Origin of the sequence: Streptomyces sp. VNUA24, assembly GCF_029167005.1 — a bacterium.
In the GTDB taxonomy this organism is placed as follows: Bacteria; Actinomycetota; Actinomycetes; order Streptomycetales; family Streptomycetaceae; genus Streptomyces; species Streptomyces scabiei.
Genome location: NZ_CP119143.1, coordinates 7,142,846 through 7,164,166, shown reverse-complemented (window position 1 = coordinate 7,164,166; position 21,321 = coordinate 7,142,846). Strand labels below are relative to the sequence as shown.

The window sequence follows — 21,321 nt, the reverse complement described above, 5'->3', positions numbered from 1 at the left end:
ATCGGTCGGCCGCTGTGGGCAGGTCCGCTACGCGACAGAACGTTCTAATAGAACTTTTGCTAGATTGGGTGGGTGAGTGAACCTGCCTACGGGCCCGGCGAGGGCCCGACCAAGTCCGTCTCGGTTTCCGTACACGAGGGCACCATCGCGGCCCTCCGTTCACGCGTCGGCAAGCGCGGCATCTCGGCCTACGTGGAGGCCGCGATCCAGCGGCAGATCGAGCGGGACCAGCTCGACGAACTCATCGCCGCGAACGAGGAGCTGCACGGCCCCCTCACCCAGGAGGAGATCGACGCGGCCGAGCGCGAGATGTTCGGCAGCGGCCGGGGCGACCGGGCGGTGGCGTGAGCGGCACCTGGGTGCTCGACAGTGAAGCCCTGTCCCTGTACCTGCGTGGCGATCGCACCATGACCGCCAGGCTCGCCGCCGCCCGCAAGCGGGACGTCAGGGTCATCACCAGCGCGGCCACGATCGTGGAAGCCGATCCCCAGGGGGCGCACACCGCCCGCCTCGCCTGGGCCCTCTCCCGGCTCGTCGTGGAGCCGGTCACCAAGGAGACCGCACAAGAGGCCATCACCCGCATGAAGGACAGCGGCAGGACCGGCGGGCACAAGTACGCCCTGGACGCGATCGTCGCCGCCACCGCCCGCGCGGCGCAGCCGCCGGTGACGGTCCTCGCCTCGGACCTCGACGACCTCAAGCCGCTCTGCGGCAAGCAGGTCGAGGTCCGACAGGTCTGACCCGGGCGGCGGGCCGGAGCATGGTGCCCCGGCCCGCCGCCCGGACCTCACGCCGCGTGTTCCACGAACCGCCGGGCCGTCTGCGCCAGCAGCGCACGGCCGTCGCCCGCCCACAGCTCGTCGTTGAACAACTCGACCTCGATGGGGCCGGTGTAGCCCGCCGCCTCGACGTACGCCTTCCACTCGCGCATGTCGATCGCGCCGTCGCCGATCTGGCCCCGGCCGGTCAGGACGCCCTGCGGCAGCGGGGTGATCCAGTCGGCGAGCTGGAAGGTGTGGATGCGGCCGGTCGCGCCCGCGCGGGCGATCGCCGCCGGGGCCGTGTCGTCCCACCAGATGTGGTAGGTGTCCACGGTCACGCCGACCTGCTCCGCCGGGAAGCGCTCGGCGATGTCCAGCGCCTGGGAGAGCGTCGACACCACGCAGCGGTCCGAGGCGAACATGGGGTGGAGGGGTTCGATGGCCAACCTCACCCCGTGGTCCGCCGCGTACGGGCCCAGTTCGGCGAGCGCGTCCGCGATGCGCTCGCGTGCCCCGTGCAGATCCTTCGAGCCGGACGGGAGGCCGCCCGAGACCAGGACGAGGGTGTCCGTGCCGAGCGTCGCCGCCTCGTCGATCGCCTTGCGGTTGTCGGCCAGGGCCGCCGCCCGCTCGGCCGGGTCGATCGCCGTGAAGAAGCCGCCCCGGCAGAGGGTCGTGACCGCGAGGCCCGCGTCGCGGACCAGCTTGGCCGTGGCCTCCAGTCCGTACTCCGCCACCGGTTCGCGCCACAGGCCCACGCCCGGGATGCCCAACTCGGTGCAGCCGTCGACCAGTTCGGGCATCGACAGCTGCTTGACCGTCATCTGGTTGATGGAGAAACGGGACAGATCTCCGTTGGCGCTCACTGGGCCACCCCGTACAGGGAGAGCAGGTTCTTCATGCGGGCCTCGGCCAGCGCCGGGTCCGGGAACAGGCCCAGGCCGTCGGCGAGTTCGTAGGCGCGCGCGAAGTGCGGGAGGGAGCGGGCCGACTGGAGGCCGCCGACCATCGTGAAGTGCTCCTGGTGGCCGACCAGCCACGCCAGGAAGACCACGCCCGTCTTGTAGAAGCGGGTGGGCGTCTGGAAGAGGTGGCGGGACAGCTCGACGGTCGGGTCCAGGAGGTCCCGGAAGCCCTGTACGTCACCTGTGTCCAACACCCGCACCGCTTGCGCTGCCAGGGGCCCCAGCGGGTCGAAGATGCCGAGCAGCGCGTGGCTGAAGCCCTTCTCGTCGCCCGCGATCAGCTCGGGGTAGTTGAAGTCGTCGCCCGTGTAGCAGCGCACCCCCTGCGGGAGCCGGCGACGGATGTCGATCTCGCGCTGGGCGTCCAGCAGGGAGACCTTGATGCCGTCGACCTTGTCGGGGTGGGCGGCGATCACGGCGAGGAAGGTCTCCGTGGCCGTGTCGAGGTCCGAGGAGCCCCAGTAGCCGTCCAGCGCCGGGTCGAACATGGGGCCGAGCCAGTGCAGGACGACCGGCTCGGCGGCCTGGCGGAGCAGGTGGCCGTAGATCTCCAGGTAGTCCTCGGGGCTCGTCGCGGCGGCGGCCAGCGCGCGCGAGGCCATCAGGATCGCCTGGGCGCCCGACTCCTCGACGAGCGCCAGCTGCTCCTCGTACGCCTTGCGGATCTCCGGCAGGGAGGCGGGACCCGTGAGCTGGTCGGTGCCGACGCCGCAGGCGATCCGGCCGCCGACGGCCTTCGCCTCGGCGGCGCTGCGGCGGATCAGCTCCGCCGCGCCCGCCCAGTCCAGGCCCATGCCGCGCTGCGCGGTGTCCATCGCCTCGGCGACGCCCAGGCCGTGCGACCACAGGTGGCGGCGGAAGGCGAGGGTGGCGTCCCAGTCGACGGCGGCGGGCGAGTCCGGGGAGACGTCCGCGTACGGGTCGGCGACGACGTGCGCCGCCGAGAAGACCGTACGGGAGGTGAGGGGGGTGCCGGGGGACACCGCCAGGGGCGCGGTGCGTGGGGTGTAGGCCCGCAACTGCCCTGCGGCCCCAGGGAGGTGGATCGTCACAGCTGGATCTCCGGTACGTCGAGACGGACACCCTCGGCCGAGGACTTCAGGCCCAGCTCGGCGAGCTGGACGCCGCGGGCGCCGGCCAGCAGGTCCCAGTGGTAGGGCGCGTCGGCGTAGACGTGCTTGAGGAACAGCTCCCACTGTGCCTTGAATCCGTTGTCGAACTCGGCGTTGTCCGGCACCTCCTGCCACTGGTCGCGGAAGGAGTAGGTGGCGGGGATGTCGGGGTTCCACACCGGCTTGGGGGTGGCGGAGCGGTGCTGGACGCGGCAGTTGCGCAGGCCGGCGACGGCCGAGCCCTCGGTGCCGTCGACCTGGAACTCGACCAGCTCGTCACGGTTGACGCGGACGGCCCAGGAGGAGTTGATCTGGGCGATCGCGCCGCCGTCCAGCTCGAAGATGCCGTACGCGGCGTCGTCGGCGGTGGCGTCGTAGGGCTTGTCCTGCTCGTCCCAGCGCTCGGGGATGTGGGTGGCGGTGAGGGCCTGGACGGACTTCACCCGGCCGAACAGCTCGTGCAGCACGTACTCCCAGTGCGGGAACATGTCGACGACGATGCCGCCGCCGTCCTCCGCGCGGTAGTTCCAGGAGGGGCGCTGGGCCTCCTGCCAGTCGCCCTCGAAGACCCAGTAGCCGAACTCGCCCCGGATCGAGAGGATGCGGCCGAAGAAGCCGCCGTCGATGAGGCGCTTGAGCTTCAGCAGGCCCGGCAGGAACAGCTTGTCCTGGACGACGCCGTGCTTGATGCCGGCGGCGTTCGCGAGCCGGGCCAGCTCCAGCGCGCCGTCGAGGCCGGTGGCGGTCGGCTTCTCGGTGTAGATGTGCTTGCCCGCCGCGATCGCCTTCTTGATCGCCTCCTCGCGGGCCGAGGTGACCTGGGCGTCGAAGTAGATCTCGACGGTCGGGTCGGCGAGGACGGCGTCGACGTCGGTGGAGACGTTCGCCGGGTCCAGGCCGTGCTGCTCGGCGAGCGCCTTCAGGGCGTGCTCGCGGCGGCCGACGAGGACCGGCTCCGGCCACAGGACCGTGCCGTCGCCGAGGTCGAGGCCGCCCTGCTCGCGGAGGGCGAGGATGGAGCGGACGAGGTGCTGGCGGTAGCCCATGCGTCCGGTCACGCCGTTCATGGCGATCCGTACGGTTCTGCGTGTCACGGCCGGTCCTTTCGTTGGTGTGCGTTCGTGTCTGCGTACGCGTCCGGCGCCGCGTACGCCCGACGAAAGGGTGAGCGTCACAGCAAGCGCTTTCTATCCAACAAGAAGCTAGCCTCTGAGCAGCGGTCTGGACAAGACCGCGAGGGGGTCGAGTTGTTCGAGGGGGCGAACGGCGATCGCGGTCGTAAGGTTCCCCGACAGCCCGAACATCACGCGCACCGGAGGACGAGCAACGATGACTGTGACCCTGGCGGACGTGGCGGCCCGTGCGCAGGTGTCGCCCGCGACCGTCTCCCGGGTGCTGAACGGCAACTACCCGGTGGCCGCGACCACGCGCGAGCGGGTGCTCAAGGCCGTGGACGAGCTGGACTACGTCCTCAACGGACCCGCCAGCGCGCTCGCCGCCGCCACCTCCGACCTGGTCGGCATCCTCGTGAACGACATCGCCGACCCCTTCTTCGGGATCATGGCCGCGGCCATCCAGTCCGAGATCGGCGGGCCCGGCGGGCGCGCGGGCGGGGAGCGGCTGGGTGTGGTGTGCAACACGGGCGGCTCCCCGGAGCGCGAACTGACGTACCTCACGCTGCTGCAGCGGCAGCGGGCCGCCGCCGTCGTGCTGACCGGTGGGGCCATCGAGGATCCGGCGCATCTGACCGCCGTCGGCAACAAGCTGCGCAAGCTGATGGAGGCCGGGACGCGGGTGGTGCTGTGCGGGCGGCCGCCCACGCCGGAGGCGATCGCGATCACCTTCGACAACCGGGGCGGCGGACAGCGGCTGACCGAGCATCTGATCGGACTGGGCCACCGGCGCCTCGGCTACATCGCCGGGCCGCAGGAGCGGACGACCACCCGGCACCGGCTGGAGGGCCACCGGGCGGCGCTGGCGGCGGCCGGCATCGAGGACGACCCCCGGTGGACGGTGTACGGGCGCTACGACCGGCTCTCCGGCTACGAGGCCACGCTGGAGCTGCTGCGCCGGGACCCGTCCCTGACCGCCGTGCTCGCGGCCAACGACACGGTGGCGCTCGGCGCGTGCGCCGCCCTGCGCGACTCGGGCCTGCGCATCCCGGACGACGTCTCCGTCGCCGGCTTCGACGACCTCCCCTTCAGCATCGACGCGGTACCCGCCCTGACGACGGTACGGCTGCCGCTGTCGGAGGCGGGCGCCCGCGCGGGCCGCATCGCGATGGGCCGCGAGGAGCCGCCGCCCGGGGGGATCGCCACGGTGCGGGGGGAGCTGATGGTGCGGGGGTCGACCGGGGCGCCTCGGGGGGAGTGACCCGGCGAACCTCTCACGGAGCGTGACGCTTCGGCGCGCGTCCGTCACCGTCCCGTCCTACGTTGGGTGTGCGAGGCATCGCCTCACCCCTCCCCCCACCCACGAAGGAGAAGATCATGGCCGCCAAGGACAAGGGCAGCATGGACAAGCTCAAGAGCAAGGCCAAGGAGATGTCCGGGAAGGTCACCGGGAACCGCGAGCAGCAGGTCGAGGGCAAGATGCAGCAGGCGCGCGGTGAGGCCAAGAAGATGAAGGGCAAGGTCCAGGAGCGCGCGCAGGCGACGCGGCGCCCGGCGCAGCGCGACGGCGTGTGACGGCACGCGGCGCGCGGGCGGACCGCCGCCGACCGGCGGTCCGCGGTCCGCGCGGCCGGTGCCGCTGACGAGGGGGCTCCCGTGACGGGAGCCCCCTCGTCATGTCCGCCTCGCGGGACCACGGCCACCGGGACGCACAGGTGCAAACTCACGCATCACGGGTACCCGGCGGCCATGGAGACCCGGGTGGCAGGACCGGCCCTGCCGGAGAGCAGAGGACATGTCTCGGCCGCGGTGACGGCGTTCCTGCGGGGCGAGGGGCCCCCGCCGGACAGCCGCGCGATCGCCGGGGCCGACCCCTTCGGCGACGATCTCCAGCTCGCCCTCTACCTCTGCTACGAACTGCACTACCGGGGCTTCGCCGGCGTCGACGCCGGCCTCGAATGGGACCCGGAGCTGCTGCGCTGCCGGGCCGCGCTGGAATGGCCGTTCCTGGAGTCGCTGCGCGACCGGGCGACCCGGCACGTGAGCGCCGAGGAGGCGCTGGACGACCTGCTCGTGGAACCGGCCGCCGACGACGACGGCGGCAGCGGCGTCAGCGGCTTCCTCCAGGACCACGGCGAGCTGTGGCAGGTGCGCGAGTACGCGGCGCAGCGCTCGCTGTACCACCTGAAGGAGGCCGACCCGCACGCCTGGGTGCTGCCCCGGCTGTGGGGGCGGGCGAAGGCGGGGATGGCCGCGGTGGAGTTCGACGAGTTCGGCGGGGGCCGGGCCGAACGGGTGCACGCGCGCCTCTTCGCCGACCTGATGACCGACCTCGGCCTCGACCCTGAGTACGGCCGCTACGTGGACGCGGCCGGCGCCGAGGCGCTCGCCCTCGTCAACCTGATGTCCCTCTTCGGCCTGCACCGCGCCCTGCGCGGCGCCCTCGTCGGGCACTTCGCGACGGTCGAGATCACGTCCTCCCCCGGCTCCCGGCGGCTCGCCCGCGCCATGCGGCGCACCGGGGCGGGCCCCGCCGCCGCACACTTCTACGACGAGCACGTGGAGGCCGACGCCGTGCACGAGCAGGTCGTCCGACGTGAGGTCGTCGCCGGACTGCTGGAGGAGGAACCGCAGCTGGACGCCGACGTGGCCTTCGGCGTCGACGCCACCAACCATCTGGAGGACATCCTCGCCGACCGTCTCCTCGGAGCCTGGCGGGCGGGCCGCTCGTCCCTGCGCGCGCCGGTCTGACGACCCCGGCCGTCCAGCCGTCCGCCCGTCCGCCCTCCCGACGCCCCCCACATGCCAGGAGGCCCCTTCCCGTGAACCCCCTCTCCCTCCCCGTGTCCCTGCCCGGCGTCTACGCCCCGCAGGACGACACCGAACTCCTGGTCCACGCCCTGGGGCGCGAACCTCTCGCCCCGCGGGCCCGTGTGCTGGACGTCGGTACGGGGACGGGAGCCGTCGCGCTGGCCGCGGCCCGGCGCGGCGCGGACGTCACGGCGGTCGACATCTCCCGGCGGGCCGTGCTCAACACCCGGGTCAACGCCCTGCTGGCGCGGCTGCCGGTGACCGTCGTCCGAGGGGACCTGCTGGGGCCCGTGGCCGAGCGGTCCTTCGATCTCATCCTGTCCAATCCGCCGTACGTGCCGGGCCCGGCCGGGACGCGGCGGCGCGGGCCCGGTCCGGGGCCGGGCGCGGCGCCCAGACCCGACAGATCCGACAGGCTCGGCCACGCGCGGGGTGCCGCGCGGGCCTGGCACGGCGGCTGGGACGGCCGGCTCCTGCTGGACCGGATCTGCCGGGACTCGCCGGGGCTGCTGCGGCCCGGCGGCGTGCTGCTGCTGGTCCACTCGGCGCTGAGCGACGCGGACCGGACGCTGACGCAGTTGCGGACGGCGGGGCTGCGGGCCGGTGTCGTGGAGCACCGCCGGGTCGCGTTCGGGCCGGTCCTGCGGGAACGGAGCGACTGGCTGCGCCGCCGCGGGCTGCTGGGGGCCGGCGACCGTGCCGAGGTCGACGGTGACGGCGACGGCGACGGCGACGGCGACGAGAAGGAAGAGCTGGTGGTCATCCGTGCCGAACGTCCCCGCTGAACGCCGCCGCGTCAGTCTGCAACGCCCCGGCCCGCTGCTGGTCGAGGGGCCGGTCGAGGTCGTGCTGGACGACGGTACGACCGTGTCGTCGGACCGTTTCTGCGTGGCCCTGTGCACCTGCCGCCGCAGCCGGATCTACCCGTGGTGCGACACCAGCCACCGCCGTCGCGCCCCGTCACAGCCGCCGCCCTCCTGAAAGGACCCCACACCATGCAGCCCGAGGAGCACACACGGCCGGAGCAGCGGTCGTACTGGATCGAGAGCGCGCCGCACGAGGGCGAACACCCGGCCCTGGACGGGGACCTGGTCGTCGACGTGGCGGTGGTCGGCGCGGGCATCGCGGGGATCAGTACCGCGTGGGAACTGGCGCGGCGCGGGCGGCGGGTGGCGCTGCTGGAGGCGGACCGGGTCGCGGCGGGCGTCACCGGCCACACCACGGCCAAGGTGACGGCCCTGCACACGCTGGTCTACGACCGGCTGCGGCGGACCCGGGGCGCCGAGGCGGCCGCGCTGTACGCACGGTCGCAGAGCGAGGCGATCCGGCATGCCGCCGCGGTGGTGGAGGAACTGGGCATCGCGTGCGACTGGGAGGACGCGGCGGCCTACACGTACGCCGAGGACGAGGGACGGGTCGCAGAGCTGCGGGCCGAGGCGGAGGCGGCCCGGGAGGCCGGGCTGCCCGCCGAGTTCGTGACGGAGACGGGGCTGCCCTTCCCGGTCGCGGGGGCGGTGCGGGTGGCGGACCAGGCGCAGTTCCATCCCCGCAGGTACCTGCTGGCGCTGGTCGGGGACCTGGTGCGGCTGGGCGCGTCCGTCCACGAGCGGACGCGGGTGACACGGCTCAAGGAGGGCTCACCGTGCCGGCTGACCACCGAAGCGGGGTTCACCGTGACCGCCGAGGACGTCGTGATCGCCACGCACTACCCCGTCTTCGACCGGGCGCTGCTGTTCACCCGGCTCTCCCCGCGCCGCGAACTCGTGCTCGCCGCGCCGGTGCCCGCCGACGCGGACCCGCACGGCATGTACCTCACCCCGGAGCAGCGCACCCGCTCCGCGCGGACCGCCCCGTACCGGGACGGACAGCGGCTGCTGATCGTCACCGGGGAGCACTTCACGCCGGGTACGGCCGGGGTGGAGGAGCGGTTCGAACTCCTCGCGGACTGGGCGGTCGAGCGGTTCGGGCCGCTCCGCTTCACCCACCGCTGGGCGACGCAGGACAACGACTCCACCGACTCCGTGCCGCTCGTCGGCCCCTTCCACGCGGGAGGCAAGCACACCTGGGTGGCGACCGGGTTCGGCGGCTGGGGCATGAGCGGCGGCATCATGGCCGGGCGGCTGCTGGCCGAGTCGGTCACCGGGCACAAGTCCGCGTGGAGCGACCTGTACGACCCGCGCCGGGTGCTCAGCGCGGTGCGGGAGGCGCCGAGCTTCCTCAAGCACCAGGCGCAGGTGGCCCGGCACTTCGTCGGCGACCGGATCAGCCCGCCCGGGAACGCCTCCGTGGACGCGATCGCCCCGGGCGACGGCGCGGTCGTCCGCGTCGGCGCCCACCACCACGCGGTCCACCGGGACGAGGACGGCTCGCTGCACGCCGTCTCCGCCCGCTGCACCCACATGGGCTGTCTGGTCGGCTTCAACCGCGCCGAACGGACCTGGGAGTGCCCCTGCCACGGCTCCCGGTTCGACGTGGAGGGCCGGATCGTCCAGGGGCCCGCGACGAAGCCGCTGGAACGGCGGGACATCTGATGCGCCGGCGCGAAGGCCGCCTGCCACGCCGGGCGGGGTGCCGCACGGCGCCGGACGGCGTGTACGGTCCGAAGGCATGAAACTCGCGTTCTCCACCCTCGGTGTCCCCGGTCTCCCCGTCGCCGACGTCGTACGGCTGGCCGTCGCGCACGGCTATCACGGCGTCGAGCTGCGCGCCCATCCCGAGGAGCCGGTGCATCCGGGGATCGGGGCCGGCGAACGCGCCGAGGTGGCCGCCGAGTTCAAGGCGGCGGGGGTGGAGATCCTGGGACTCGCGGGGTACGCGCGGGTCGCCGCGCCGGGCGAGGACGGTCCCGTACTGGACGAGATCCGCGGCCTCCTGGACCTGGCCCGGGACCTGGGCGCCCCCTTCGTCCGCGTCTTCCCCGGCGCCGACCCGGCCGGCGGCCAGAGCCCGGAGGAGGCCGACGCGATCGCGGCGCGGCGGCTCGGCACGGCGGCGGAGGACGCGGCCGACCGGGGCGTACGGGTGCTGCTGGAGACCCATGACTCGCACCGCACCGGCGCCGACGCGATCCGGGTGCTCGGCCCGGTCGGCCACGGCAGTGTCGGCTCCCTCTGGGACGTGATGCACACCTGGCTCGGCGGCGAACAGCCCGCCGAGTCCTACGCCGCCCTCTCCCCCTTCCTCGGCTACGTCCAGGTCAAGGACATCGCCTCCCCCGAGGACACCACCCCGCTCCCGCTCGGTGCGGGCGTCCTGCCGCTCGGCGAGTGCGTCGAACTGCTGTCCCGCAAGGACTGGGACGGGTGGCTGTGCTGGGAGTACGAGAAGCGGTGGTACGAGGAGGCCGCGCCGCTGCCGGAGCTGCTGGCGGCGGGCCGGGAACACCTCGGACGGCTCCTCAACGACGCCGCGTAGAGCACGGGCCCTGAGCTTGAAACATCAAGCTCAGGGCCCTTCTCTTGGGTGCGGCTTGCGTGCGGCTTGCGCGTGGCTTGGATGCGGCGCGAATTTTGACCGCGAATCAGTATCGACTCACCCAAAGCCGATCACGCGCCGAACAAGTACCGACAGTAACTCTGGGAAAACGGAGCGCTGCGACCGGTCCTTACAGCAGACTTACCTCCCGCGACGGCTGGCACAACTGGCCATGTATCGGGGGTATTTGGCATATGCAAGGCACGGTCGACGGTTTCAGCTACGGCGCGGTCACCCCGGTGGCCGCCTATGTCATGGCCTGCCTGGGCGCGGCGCTCGGCCTGCGCTGCGTCGTGCGGTCGGTCTACAACGAGCAGTCCTGGAAGCCCGGCTGGCTGGCCCTCGGGGCCGCCTCGATCGGCTGCGGCATCTGGACGATGCACTTCATCGCGATGATCGGCTTCCGGGTCAAGGAGAGCGAGATCCACTACGACGTCGGGCTGACCGTGCTCAGCCTCGTCGTGGCCGTCACCGTCGTCGGTGTCGGGGTCTTCGCCGTGGGCTACCGCGGGGTCAGCACGGCCTCCCTGTGCGCGGCGGGGTGCGTCACGGGCCTCGGGGTGGCCGCCATGCACTACCTCGGCATGGCCGCCATCCAGCTGAACGGGTACATCCGCTACGACCTCACCGTCGTCACCCTCTCCATCGGCATCGCCATCGCCGCCGCGACCGCCGCGCTCTGGGCGGCGGTGTCGATCCGGGGCTTCCTGACCAGCCTGGGCGCCAGCCTGGTGATGGGGGTCGCCGTCTCCGGGATGCACTACACGGGCATGGCCGCGGTGGGGGTCCACCTGCACAACACGGCCCCCGGCACGTTCACCGGCGAGTCGCCCACGTCGATCCTGCTGCCCATGCTCATCGGGCCGGTCATCTTCCTGCTGCTCGCGGGGGTGGTCGTGATGTTCGACCCGATGCTGGTGCTCGGCGAGGGCGACTGGGACCGGTCGTCCGCCGGCCGCGGCCGGCGGCGCGAGGCCGAGGCCCCGCGGCAGCCCTGGCGGGCCGACCGGCCCGACGTACCGCTGGAGCACCCCGACGACTCCGGGCCCTCCCTCTTCGACCCCCGTTCCCGCCGTGAGGCCCCGGCACGACAGGCGGGGGACCGCGCCCAGCAGTGGTGACGGGTGCGTTGTCGAGTGCGGCCCGGTGGGGCCTGGGCTTTTAGGGGCGCGGGGAACTGCGCGACCAGCCCCCACGCACCCGCACCCGAACACGCACCCCGACCCACTCCCACTCCCTTGACCGGAAGAAACTTTCCGGATAATCGTGGCACTCTGGAAGTTTTCTTCAGTCCGCAGCTCCCTCTCCCCCCTCCGGAAGGAGCACCGCACGTGCCCTCCAGACGTACCCTCCTCGCCGCCACGGCGGGCGTCACCACGGCCCTGACCCTCGGCACCGACGCCCAGGCCGTCAGCGGCCCCGACGACAAGCGGCTGCGCCGCCTCATCTCGCGCATGACGCTGGAGGAGAAGGTCGGCCAGCTGTTCGTGATGCGGGTCTACGGGCACTCGGCGACCGCGCCCGACCGGGCCGACATCGACGCCAACCTCCAGGAGCTGGGCGTCCGGACGGCCGCCGAGCTGCTGGCGAAGTACCGGGTCGGCGGGATCATCTACTTCTCGTGGGCGCACAACACCCGCGACCCCCACCAGATCGCCGCCCTGGGCAACGGCATCCAGCGTGCCTCCCTCGCCCTCCCCCGCGGCCTGCCCGTCCTGGTCTCCACCGACCAGGAGCACGGCGCCGTGGCCCGGGTCGGCAGGCCCGCCACCCTGCTGCCGGGCGCGATGGCGCTCGGCGCGGGCGGCTCCGGGACCGACGCCCGCGAGGCCGGCCGTATCAGCGGCGCCGAACTGCGCGCCCTCGGTGTCCGGCAGGACTACGCGCCGGTCGCCGACGTGAACGTCAACCCCGCCAACCCGGTCATCGGCGTGCGCTCCTTCGGCGCCGGTCCGAAGGCCGTGTCGAAGCTGGTCGCCGCGCAGGTGAAGGGGTATCAGGAGGCCGGGGTGGCGGCCACCGCCAAGCACTTCCCGGGGCACGGGGACACCACCGTGGACAGCCACTACGGCTTCCCGGTCATCGAGCACACCAGGAAGCAGTGGACGGCCCTCGACGCCCCGCCTTTCAAGGCCGCGATCCGCGCCGGGATCGACTCGATCATGACCGCGCACATCATGGTCCCCGCCCTGGACCCCTCCGGCGACCCGGCCACCCTCTCCCGCCCGATCATCACCGGCATCCTGCGCGGCGAGCTGGGTTACGACGGGGTCGTGGTCACCGACTCGCTCACCATGCAGGGCGTCCGGGAGAAGTACGGCGACGACCGGGTGCCGGTGCTGGCCCTGAAGGCCGGAGTCGACCAGCTGCTCAACCCGCCCTCGATCGACGTGGCGTGGAACGCGGTCCTCGACGCCGTGCACGCCGGCGAGCTGACCGAGGCCCGCCTCGACAGGTCGCTCCTGCGCATCCTGCGGCTCAAGGCGAAGCTGGGGCTGTTCGAGCGGCCGTACGTGAGTGACGCCGGGGTCGACCGGGTGGTGGGGATCGCGCGGCACCGCGACGCCGCCGACCGGATCGCCGAGCGGACCACGACCCTCCTGGTCAACGAGGGCGCGCTGCTGCCGCTGAACCGCACCGGGCGGCGCAAGGTGCTGGTGGTCGGCGCCGACCCGGCGTCCCCGACGGGCACCACGGGCCCGCCGACGGCCGTCCTCGCCGCCGAACTCACCTCCCTCGGCTTCACGACGACCCGGCTGCCGACCGGTACGGCCCCCACCCAGGCGGCCATCGACCAGGCGGTCGCGGCGGCGGCCGGCCAGGACGTCGTGGTCGTGGCTACGTACAACGTGACGGCGACCGGCACGCAGAAGACCCTCGTCGCACGGCTGATCGCCACCGGGGTCCCCGTGGTGGCGGTCGCGGTCCGCAACCCGTACGACGTGGCCCACCTTCCCGGGGTGAAGGGCTGCGTGGCCGCGTACTCCTGGACGGACGTGGAGGTGCGGGCGGCGGCTCGGGTGCTGGCCGGGCGGGTCGCGCCGCGCGGGAAGCTGCCGGTGCCCGTGCAGCGGGCCGACGCCCCGACGCGGGTGCTCTATCCGATCGGGCACGGTCTGACCTACGGCCCCTGACGTAGAGGGCCTACGCCGCACGATTCGTACACCGCCCCCAACTGACGCAATGCGCACGATATGTCCGGCGTGACCCCTCCCCGAGGGTCACGCTGGACGGGGGTTCATCGGGGGTGGCCATGCGAGGGGTGCGGCGCGTTCGAACGGTGCGCGCGGGAGTGCTGATGTCCGCGGCCGTCCTGACGGCCGCCGCGCTGTCGGGGTGCCGGGGCTGGTCCGGCGGGACGGACGGGGAGACCGGGGAGCGCTCGACCACGGCCGCGTCGGCCCCGCCGTCCGGGTACGGGTCGGTGTTCCTCGGTGTCGACGAGTGCAGTTCGTTCGGGACGACCAGCTTCACCGAGGTGCCCTGCGCGGGCGAACGGGCCGCCGCCCGGGTGGTGGCCCGGCACGACGACCGGGTGGGCCAGGGCCCGCTCTGCCCGCCGACCACCGACTTCGTCCTCCACATCAGCGAGTCCCGGCCCGCCCCGGACGGGTCCGGCGGGCCGGGTGTGTCCGGGGAGGACGAGGACGGCGACGGTTCCGTGCCGCAGGGCTACGCCTGTATGCGCAAGCTGCAGCCGCCGCACCCGGGCGACCCCGGCGGCGGAGGCGGCCCCCGCACCATCGTGGGCGACTGTGTCTACGGCGCCGGGCGGGGCGAGGTCCGCGAGACGGCCTGCGACGGCCGGGGCCGGCACGACCCGGAGTACGAGGTGACGGCGGCCGTCGACACCAGGACACGGTGCCCGGCCGCCACGGACCTGTACGTACGGCTGGGCGGGGAGCGGCCGGTGGGCTGCGCGGTGCCGGTGTGAGGGACCCGGGCGAGGGGCGGGAAACGGCAGGCCCGGCTGCCACCGGAGGGCGGCAACCGGGCCCGACTCGCCTACTGCTCCCGCGCCCTACGGCCGGAGCGTCATCTCCCGCTCGATGTCACGCTTGTCGAGCTTGGAGTCGAACTTCGCCAGCGGCTTCGCCTTGCCCGGGTCGGCCTGGACGGCGGCCGGGGCGACGCCCGCCCACTTCAGGATCCGGGCCGTGGCCAGGTCCTTCTGCGCCTTCACCAGACCGGCGACGTTGGCACCGTGGTTGGCGCCGGGCGCCGTGAAGACGTACGAGTCGCGCGCCTTCTTGCCCAGGTGGAACGGCTCGGAGCCCCACGGGTCGTTCTGCCCGTAGACGAACAGCATCTGCTTGGCGTTGTTCCGGACCCAGGTGTCGACGTCACGCATCGCGTTCGGGTCGAACGTCATGCCGATGTCCCGCGGGACGAAGTTCCGGGGCGGCTGGTAGCCGTAGCGGATGTACTTCTTCTCGATGTGCGGGAACTTGATGTCGGGCGCGCCCAGCTGCGTACCCGCCTGGTAGTAGTACGGCGTGTACGGCTCCAGGCCCTGGTCGGCGTAGGCGGAGAAGCCGGAGATCGTGTCGATGGACGTCCAGATCTCGTCGTCCGTCGCGGCCTTGGCGTCCTTCGGGATGACGCCGCTGTCGCAGTCGGCGAGCAGGCTGTACTGCCAGAAGCCCCACACGTAGTCGAGGACGACCGCCTCGTACGCCTTGTCGAGGCTGCCGATCGTGTCGAAGGTGAGGCCGTCGGCGGCGGCGACCTCCGCGTACTTCTTCTCCAGCGGCTCACGGCGCACCAGTGCCTCGCGCTGCACGGCGTTCAGCCGGTCGCGGCACTCCTTGGTGCCGACGTTCGCGAAGAACCGGTCGTACGCCGAGTCCTCGTCGTTGACGACGTCGTTGGGGGCGACGTACGCGACGACACCGTCCATGTCGTGCGGGTAGAAGCGCTCGTAGTAGGTGGCGGTCATGCCGCCCTTCGAGCCGCCGGTCGAGATCCAGTTCTCGCGGTAGATCTTCCTCAGCGCCCGGAAGATCCGGTGCTGGTCGCTGGCCGCCTGCCAGATGTCCAGCTTCGACCAGTCGGCCGGGCTGGGGCGGGAGGGGTTGAAGAACCGGTACTCCATGGAGACCTGGTTGCCGTCCACGATCTGGGTGGGCTCGCGGCGGCCGGGGTTGGTGGAGACGTTGTAGCCGCCGGTGTAGAAGACCGTCGGCCGGGTCGTGTCCTTGTGCAGCACGGTGATCCGCTGCTGGAACGTGCCCTTCTTCGGGTTCCTGTGGTCCACCGGCTGGGTGAAGTTGAGGACGAAGAAGCGGTAACCCGGGTACGGCTTCTCCTGGATGAGGCTCACGCCCGGTATGGCGAGCAGTCGGTCCTTGATGTCGGCGGTGTCCGACCCGGCGGCCGTGGCCGCCCCCGCCGTGCTCAGTGTGCCGATGAGCACCACGAGCGACAGCACCCACCTGAGTGCTTTGCGCATGCGTTTCTCCCCTATGCAGCTATGCAGTTGTGCAGCGGCTGTGCGCCGGAAGCTATCGGAGCCACCGCCGGGGCACCAGGGAAGAAAGGGGCCAACTGGACTGCTTTCGGCCGCAGCCGGGAGGGATAGGGAAAACCCTGTGCGGGGCACCGGCCCGCCGGGAGTCCGGAGCCGGCGCGGGACGGGCGGGACGGGCGGGGCGGTTCAGCGCAGGATCCAGCCCGAGTCGTAACTCCGGCCGCCCGCCCTCGCCTTGATGCACACCGGACGCCGGCCCGCGTGCACGGTCACGGGACCGGCGGGGTGCTTCTCGTTGCGCACCCACTGGCCGCCCCAGGCCCGGATGCGCAGGGTCCCCTTGCGGGCGGGCTTCCGCGGCACGAGGACGGCGCAGACGTACCGGCCGCCCTTGCGGTAGACCCGTATGGTGCCGGTGTCGAAGGTCAGCGTCCGCACCTTGCGCCCGGCGCACGACGCGGCCGCCTCCGCACTCGTCGGCGGCCCCGCCAGGGCCAGCAGCCCGGCGGTCGTCAGCACGGCCAGTACGAGCGCCACGCGCCGACGTATCCCACGCCCGCTCACTGCAGCCCCTCCCGCCACCCACCCGTACTGATGTACGGACGCGCAACCCCCCTCGAACGGTTGCGCGCTCAAGGGAACACGCTACGGAGGGACGCTACGGCTTCAGAACCGGCTCGCCCACGAACGTGCGCCACAGTGCCGCGTACCGGCCCTCGCGGGCGAGGAGCTCGTCATGGGTGCCGTCCTCCACGACCCGGCCGTGGTCCATCACGACGACGCGGTCGGCGCGGGCCGCTGTGGTGAGCCGGTGGGCGACGACCAGGGTCGTCCGGCGCCCGGCGAGCCGGTCGGTGGCCTGGTTGACCTGCGCCTCGGTGGCCAGGTCGAGCGCGGCCGTCGCCTCGTCGAGGAGCAGCACGTCCGGGCTCACCAGCTCCGCGCGGGCCAGGGCGATCAGCTGCCGCTGCCCGGCGGAGAGGTTGCGGCCGCGCTCGGCGACCTCGTGGAGGTAGCCGCCGTCGAGCGTGGCGATCATGTCGTGGGCGCCGACCGCGCGGGAGGCGGCCTCCACCTCGGCGTCGGTCGCGTCGGGACGGCCGTAGGCGATGGCGTCCCGGACCGTGCCCTGGAAGAGGTACGCCTCCTGGGGGACGACGCCCAGCCGGTGCCGGTACGAGGTCAGGTCGAGATCGCGCAGGTCGGTGCCGTCCACGGTGACCCGGCCGCCGGTCGGGTCGTAGAAGCGGGCGACGAGCTTGACGAGCGTCGACTTGCCGGCGCCGGTCTCGCCGACGAAGGCGACGGTCTGGCCGGCGGGGATCGACAGCGCCACCCCGCTCAGGGCGGCTTCCCCGTCTGCGGAGCCGTAGGCGAAGTCCACGTCCTCGAACCTGATCTCGCCACGCAGCGAGCGGACCCGGCGCGGCTCGGCGGCGGACTTCGTGGACGTCGGCTCGCGCAGGAGTTCCTGGATGCGGCCCAGGGAGACGGTGGCCTGCTGGTAGCCGTCGAAGACCTGGGAGAGCTGCTGGACGGGGGCGAAGAACAGGTCGATGTAGAGGAGGTAGGCGACCAGGGCGCCGGTCGTCAGGGTGCCCGCGTCGACGCGGTGGGCGCCGACGATCAGGACGGCCGCGGCCGCCGCCGAGGACAGGAACTGCACGAACGGGAAGTAGAGGGAGATCAGCCACTGGCCGTGGATCCGGGCCCGGCGGTAGCTGTCGCTGCCGGCCGTGAACCGCTCGCCGCCCGCGCGCTCGCCCCGGAACGCCTGCACGATCCGCAGCCCGGCCACCGACTCCTGGAGGTCCGCGTTGACCACGGACACCCGCTCGCGGGCCAGCTCGTACGCCTTCACGCTCGCCCGCCGGAAGAAGAACGTGCAGACGATCAGCGGCGGGAGCGTGGCGAAGACGACGAGGGCGAGCTCCACGTCCAGCACCAGCAGGGCGACCATGATGCCGAAGAAGGTGACGACGGAGACGAAGGCCGTGACGAGGCCCGTCTGCAGGAACGACGACAGGGCGTCCACGTCGGTCGTCATCCGGGTCATGATCCGGCCCGTCAGCTCCCGCTCGTAGTAGTCGAGTCCGAGGCGCTGGAGCTGGGCGAAGATCTTCAGGCGCAGGGAGTACAGGACGCGTTCGCCGGTCCGGCCGGTCATCCGCGTCTCGCCGATCTGCGCCGCCCACTGGGCGAGCACCGCGACCAGGCCCAGCAGGGACGCGGCCCAGACCGCGCCGAGGGCCGCCTGGGAGACACCGTCGTCGATGCCGTGCCGGATCAGCACGGGCAGCAGCAGGCCCGTGCCCGCGTCCACGGCGACGAGCCCCAGGCTGATCAGCAGGGGCAGGCCGAAGCCGCGCAGCAGCCGCCGCAGCCCGTACGACTCCTCCGGCGCGACCGCGCGGGCCTCGTCGATGCCGGGGGTGTCGGTCGCCGGGGGCAGCGCCTCGACCTGGGCGAGGAGTTCGGGGGTGGCGGGGGTGCCGTCGAAGGCGGTGTCGCGGGGCTCGCGGTCACCGGTCCACAGCCGGGGCGTGATGCCGCGCTCGGCGTCGAACTCGGCGTCCAGCTCGTCCCTTATCGAGTCGCGTACGGGGGTGTCCTCGGCCTGGGCGAGGGAGGCCGTGGGGGTGTGCCCGGGCGAGACACCGCCGAGTTCGTCGGGGTCCGTGAGCAGCCGGCGGTAGAGGGCGGAGCGGCGCTCCAGCTCCTCGTGGGTGCCGATGTCGGCGAGGCGGCCCCCGTCGAGGACGGCGATGCGGTCGGCGAGGTTCAGGGTGGAGCGGCGGTGGGCGATCAGGAGGGTCGTACGGCCCTCCATGACGCGGGTCAGGGCCTCGTGGATCTCGTGCTCCACGCGGGCGTCCACGGCGGAGGTCGCGTCGTCGAGGACGAGCAGGCGGGGGTCGGTGAGGATCGCGCGGGCGAGGGCGACGCGCTGGCGCTGGCCGCCGGAGAGGGTGAGGCCGTGCTCGCCGACCTTGGTGGCGTAGCCGTCGGGCAGCTCGGCGATGAAACGGTCCGCCTGGGCGGCGCGGGCGGCGGCCTCGATCTGTTCGTCGGTCGCGTCGGGGCGGCCGTAGGCGATGTTGGCGCGGACCGTGTCGGAGAAGAGGAAGGAGTCCTCGGGGACCAGGCCGATCGCGGCGCGCAGCGAGCCGAGGGTGAGTTCGCGGACGTCGTGGCCGCCGATGAGGACGGCGCCGCGGGACACGTCGTAGAAGCGCGGGAGGAGGAGGGAGACGGTGGACTTGCCGGAGCCGGAGGAGCCGACGACGGCGAGGGTCTCCCCGGGACGGATCTCGAAGCTGAGGCCGTCGAGAACCGGGCGCCCGTCCTCATAGGCGAAGGAGACGTCGTCGAACTCGACGGTCGCGGGCGCGTCTGCGGGGAGGTCCTTGGTGCCGTCGGCGAGCGTGGGCTCGGTGTCGATCAGCTCCAGGACGCGCTCGGTGCCGGCGCGGGCCTGCTGGCCGACGGTGAGGACCATGGCGAGCATGCGGACGGGGCCGACGAGCTGGGCGAGGTAGGTGGAGAACGCGACGAACGTGCCGAGCGTGATGTGGCCGCGCACGGCCAGCCAGCCGCCGAGCGCCAGCATCGCGACCTGGCCGAGGGCGGGGACGGCCTGGAGGGCGGGGGTGTACCGGGAATTGAACCGGATGGTCCGCAGCCGGCCCGCGTAGAGCCGCCGGCCGACCTCCCGCAGCTTCCCGGTCTCCTGCTCCTCCTGCCCGAACCCCTTGACCACGCGGACGCCGCTGACGGCGCCGTCGACCACGCCCGCGACGGCGGCGGCCTGGGCCTGGGCGTACCAGGTGGCGGGGTGCAGCCGGGCGCGGCTGCGCCGGGCGATCCACCACAGCGCGGGGGCGACGGCGACCGCGACCAGGGTGAGGGGGAGGGACAGCCACGCCATGATCACGAGGGAGATCAGGAACAGCAGGATGTTGCCGATGGTCATCGGCAGCATGAAGAGCAGGCCCTGGATCAGCTGGAGGTCGCTGGTGGCGCGGCCGACGACCTGCCCGGTGGACAGCTCGTCCTGCCGCCGCCCGTCGAGTCCGGTGATCGTCCCGTACATCTCCGTGCGCAGGTCGTGCTGGACGTCGAGCGCGAGACGGCCGCCGTAGTAGCGGCGGACGTAGGTGAAGACGTACACCAGGAGGGCGGCGCCGATCAGGGCCGCCGCCCAGGGGGCCATGGCCCGGGTCCGGTCCCCGATCACGTCATCGATGATCACCTTGGTGATCAGGGGGACCAGGGCCATCACGGCCATACCGCCGAGGGACGAGCCGAGGGCGAGGATCACGTCCCGGGGATGCCGCCAGGCGTATCCGGCGAGTCTGCGCGCCCACCCTCGGTCGCCCCCCTGCTGCGCTGTCACGCCGGTGCCCTCCGTCCGTCCTGGTCTCCGCTGGAGACCAACACGTGGGGCCGCGGATTTCATCCCGCCGCAACAATTCGGGAGGACGCTCGCGCCCCCGGTGGGGCTGTCCGGCGGCGGCCGGGGTGGTGGCCGCCGCCGGGCTCACGGTCCGGATGACGGAACCCGCGTCACCCGTTCTCGGGCACCGGGACGGTCGCCTCCTGGGGCCGGTCGGTGGGCACGTAGCGCTGCACGCTCGGCGCACCCGAGGCGCTCTTGGCGACGGGTACGAGATCCTTGTGGATCACCTTGGCGACGCCCTGGATGGTGTTGACGCCGTACTGCATGTCCGCGTTGCCGTGGGTGAGCACGGTGATCGTGTAGTCCCGACCGCCGCCGGTGAACGTGCCGACGCTGTGCACCCGCCAGCCGTGCGTGGCGCGGGACAGCCACCCGTTCTTGACGTGCACCTTCACGGTGGAGGGGGCCCCGGCGGGGGTGCCCCAGCGCTGCGAGGCGACGACCTTGTTCATGAGCTTGAGGACGTACGCGCGGGCGTTGTCGCTCAGCACGGTGTTCTTCGCGGTGAGCAGCGCGAGCAGGCGCTGCTCGTCCCGGACGGTGATCTGGGTGAGGCCCCAGTAGTTGTCCGCGCCCGGCTTGGTCTGGGTCATCTGGGCGGCGGTCAGGAACGCCTTGATCTTCTTCATGCCGAGCTGCTTCCACAGGGTGCTGGTGGAGGCGTTGTCCGACTGGGTGATCATGGCGGTGGCGAGCTTGGTCTCACGGTCGGTGAGATAGCGGTTCGTCTTCTTCGCGTCGAACAGCAGCGCGGCGAGCACCGTCACCTTCACGACGCTGGCCGAGTCGAAGGCGGTGTCCCCGCGCAGCGTGCAGGTGGTGCCGGTGGTCCGCTCCGACAGCCCGACGGCCACCGTCCCCTTCCGCTTCGCCAGCGCGGCGGTGATGTCCTTCTGCAGCTTGTCGGCCAGCCCGGCCTGCTTCGACGTACAACTGACCTGCGGTGTCGGCGCCGCACCGGCCGCCGGCGCGAACGCCACGGCCGCCGAGGACACGATCATCCCGGCGCCGATCCCCGCAGCCACCACACGCGCACTCCTGGACGTACGCGACACCCGGGATACCCCCGATATCCGGTGAGTCATCTACCTTTTCCCATCCCCTATGAGCGACTGGAACCCGCCGAGGGCGGGTTCACCACAGTCGACTCGCGAGAA

General features: G+C 72.6%; 19 protein-coding genes. 12 read left to right on the top strand and 7 right to left on the bottom strand.

Translation table 11 applies throughout. The annotated features are described in order from the left end of the window. Window positions 1-72: 72 nt before the first annotated feature. Window positions 73-348, top strand: coding sequence for a hypothetical protein (locus PYR72_RS30700; protein WP_275458285.1), 276 nt, complete (start codon window positions 73-75; stop codon window positions 346-348). Beyond that, a complete protein-coding gene (locus tag PYR72_RS30695) occupies window positions 345-740 on the top strand; it encodes a DNA-binding protein (RefSeq protein ID WP_343245545.1) in 396 nt (131 codons plus the stop codon). The genes PYR72_RS30700 and PYR72_RS30695 overlap by 4 nt, the downstream gene beginning before the upstream one ends. Window positions 741-787: 47 nt before the next feature. On the opposite strand, the gene PYR72_RS30690 is transcribed toward PYR72_RS30695, so the two are convergent. From PYR72_RS30690 to PYR72_RS30680, 3 genes are read right to left on the bottom strand one after another with little or no spacing between them, the layout of a single operon-like run. Continuing rightward, window positions 788-1,585 carry a sugar phosphate isomerase/epimerase family protein gene (locus PYR72_RS30690; protein ID WP_275460569.1) on the bottom strand — a complete coding sequence of 266 codons (798 nt, stop codon included), beginning with the start codon at window positions 1,583-1,585 and terminating at the stop codon, window positions 788-790. Window positions 1,586-1,623: 38 nt separating this feature from the next. After that, window positions 1,624-2,778: a dihydrodipicolinate synthase family protein gene (locus tag PYR72_RS30685; RefSeq protein WP_275458284.1), complete on the bottom strand. Its 1,155-nt coding sequence runs from the start codon at window positions 2,776-2,778 to the stop codon at window positions 1,624-1,626. Continuing rightward, window positions 2,775-3,932, bottom strand: a complete 1,158-nt coding sequence (locus tag PYR72_RS30680) for a Gfo/Idh/MocA family oxidoreductase (protein WP_275458283.1) — start codon at window positions 3,930-3,932, stop codon at window positions 2,775-2,777. Before PYR72_RS30680 ends, PYR72_RS30685 begins: the two co-directional genes overlap by 4 nt. A 235-nt stretch (window positions 3,933-4,167) precedes the next feature. Here PYR72_RS30680 and PYR72_RS30675 point away from each other — a divergent pair, with 235 nt between their 5' ends. The 10 genes from PYR72_RS30675 (at window position 4,168) to PYR72_RS30630 (ending at window position 14,169) form a co-directional block, all read left to right on the top strand. Next, window positions 4,168-5,211, top strand: a complete 1,044-nt coding sequence (locus PYR72_RS30675) for a LacI family DNA-binding transcriptional regulator (RefSeq protein ID WP_275458282.1) — start codon at window positions 4,168-4,170, stop codon at window positions 5,209-5,211. 116 nt (window positions 5,212-5,327) lie between these two features. Further along, a complete protein-coding gene (locus tag PYR72_RS30670) occupies window positions 5,328-5,525 on the top strand; it encodes a CsbD family protein (RefSeq protein ID WP_275458281.1) in 198 nt (65 codons plus the stop codon). A 174-nt stretch (window positions 5,526-5,699) separates the two neighbouring features. Further along, the gene (locus PYR72_RS30665) at window positions 5,700-6,701 is read left to right on the top strand and encodes an iron-containing redox enzyme family protein (RefSeq protein ID WP_275458280.1); all 1,002 of its coding nucleotides are present in this window, start codon (window positions 5,700-5,702) and stop codon (window positions 6,699-6,701) included. Between the two features lie 71 nt (window positions 6,702-6,772). Then, complete coding sequence (locus PYR72_RS30660; RefSeq protein ID WP_275458279.1) at window positions 6,773-7,546, top strand: methyltransferase; 774 nt, start codon at window positions 6,773-6,775, stop codon at window positions 7,544-7,546. Next, window positions 7,527-7,742 carry a CDGSH iron-sulfur domain-containing protein gene (locus PYR72_RS30655; protein ID WP_275458278.1) on the top strand — a complete coding sequence of 72 codons (216 nt, stop codon included), beginning with the start codon at window positions 7,527-7,529 and terminating at the stop codon, window positions 7,740-7,742. Before PYR72_RS30660 ends, PYR72_RS30655 begins: the two co-directional genes overlap by 20 nt. A gap of 14 nt (window positions 7,743-7,756) precedes the next feature. Next, on the top strand, window positions 7,757-9,292 hold the full coding sequence (locus PYR72_RS30650) for an FAD-dependent oxidoreductase (RefSeq protein ID WP_275458277.1): 1,536 nt from the start codon (window positions 7,757-7,759) through the stop codon (window positions 9,290-9,292). 76 nt (window positions 9,293-9,368) lie between these two features. Continuing rightward, window positions 9,369-10,175, top strand: a complete 807-nt coding sequence (locus PYR72_RS30645; protein WP_275458276.1) for a sugar phosphate isomerase/epimerase family protein — start codon at window positions 9,369-9,371, stop codon at window positions 10,173-10,175. A gap of 254 nt (window positions 10,176-10,429) precedes the next feature. Continuing rightward, window positions 10,430-11,356, top strand: coding sequence for an MHYT domain-containing protein (locus tag PYR72_RS30640; RefSeq protein WP_275458275.1), 927 nt, complete (start codon window positions 10,430-10,432; stop codon window positions 11,354-11,356). A gap of 210 nt (window positions 11,357-11,566) precedes the next feature. Next, window positions 11,567-13,369, top strand: coding sequence for a glycoside hydrolase family 3 protein (locus PYR72_RS30635; RefSeq protein ID WP_275458274.1), 1,803 nt, complete (start codon window positions 11,567-11,569; stop codon window positions 13,367-13,369). Between the two features lie 164 nt (window positions 13,370-13,533). Next, complete coding sequence (locus PYR72_RS30630) at window positions 13,534-14,169, top strand: hypothetical protein (RefSeq protein WP_275458273.1); 636 nt, start codon at window positions 13,534-13,536, stop codon at window positions 14,167-14,169. Between the two features lie 87 nt (window positions 14,170-14,256). On the opposite strand, the gene PYR72_RS30625 is transcribed toward PYR72_RS30630, so the two are convergent. The 4 genes from PYR72_RS30625 to PYR72_RS30610 all read right to left on the bottom strand — a co-directional run bounded on the left by PYR72_RS30625 (window position 14,257) and on the right by PYR72_RS30610 (window position 21,165). Next, the gene (locus PYR72_RS30625) at window positions 14,257-15,687 is read right to left on the bottom strand and encodes a S28 family serine protease (protein ID WP_275458272.1); all 1,431 of its coding nucleotides are present in this window, start codon (window positions 15,685-15,687) and stop codon (window positions 14,257-14,259) included. 204 nt (window positions 15,688-15,891) lie between these two features. Continuing rightward, a complete protein-coding gene (locus PYR72_RS30620) occupies window positions 15,892-16,242 on the bottom strand; it encodes a hypothetical protein (RefSeq protein WP_275458271.1) in 351 nt (116 codons plus the stop codon). A 121-nt stretch (window positions 16,243-16,363) separates the two neighbouring features. Then, window positions 16,364-20,164 carry an ABC transporter ATP-binding protein gene (locus tag PYR72_RS30615; protein ID WP_275458270.1) on the bottom strand — a complete coding sequence of 1,267 codons (3,801 nt, stop codon included), beginning with the start codon at window positions 20,162-20,164 and terminating at the stop codon, window positions 16,364-16,366. Between the two features lie 107 nt (window positions 20,165-20,271). Next, window positions 20,272-21,165, bottom strand: coding sequence for a serine hydrolase (locus PYR72_RS30610; RefSeq protein ID WP_275460568.1), 894 nt, complete (start codon window positions 21,163-21,165; stop codon window positions 20,272-20,274). Window positions 21,166-21,321 lie beyond the last annotated feature (156 nt).

Bases quoted from the DNA above. Each gene is read 5' to 3' on its own strand.
- PYR72_RS30690 (WP_275460569.1), bottom strand. From the start codon at position 1,585: ATGACGGTCAAGCAGCTGTCGATGCCCGAACTGGTCGACGGCTGCACC.
- PYR72_RS30675 (WP_275458282.1), top strand. From the start codon at position 4,168: ATGACTGTGACCCTGGCGGACGTGGCGGCCCGTGCGCAGGTGTCGCCC.
- PYR72_RS30670 (WP_275458281.1), top strand. From the start codon at position 5,328: ATGGCCGCCAAGGACAAGGGCAGCATGGACAAGCTCAAGAGCAAGGCC.
- PYR72_RS30665 (WP_275458280.1), top strand. From the start codon at position 5,700: ATGGAGACCCGGGTGGCAGGACCGGCCCTGCCGGAGAGCAGAGGACAT.
- PYR72_RS30650 (WP_275458277.1), top strand. From the start codon at position 7,757: ATGCAGCCCGAGGAGCACACACGGCCGGAGCAGCGGTCGTACTGGATC.
- PYR72_RS30645 (WP_275458276.1), top strand. From the start codon at position 9,369: ATGAAACTCGCGTTCTCCACCCTCGGTGTCCCCGGTCTCCCCGTCGCC.
- PYR72_RS30640 (WP_275458275.1), top strand. From the start codon at position 10,430: ATGCAAGGCACGGTCGACGGTTTCAGCTACGGCGCGGTCACCCCGGTG.
- PYR72_RS30630 (WP_275458273.1), top strand. From the start codon at position 13,534: ATGTCCGCGGCCGTCCTGACGGCCGCCGCGCTGTCGGGGTGCCGGGGC.
- PYR72_RS30625 (WP_275458272.1), bottom strand. From the start codon at position 15,687: ATGCGCAAAGCACTCAGGTGGGTGCTGTCGCTCGTGGTGCTCATCGGC.
- PYR72_RS30615 (WP_275458270.1), bottom strand. From the start codon at position 20,164: ATGAAATCCGCGGCCCCACGTGTTGGTCTCCAGCGGAGACCAGGACGG.
- PYR72_RS30610 (WP_275460568.1), bottom strand. From the start codon at position 21,165: ATGATCGTGTCCTCGGCGGCCGTGGCGTTCGCGCCGGCGGCCGGTGCG.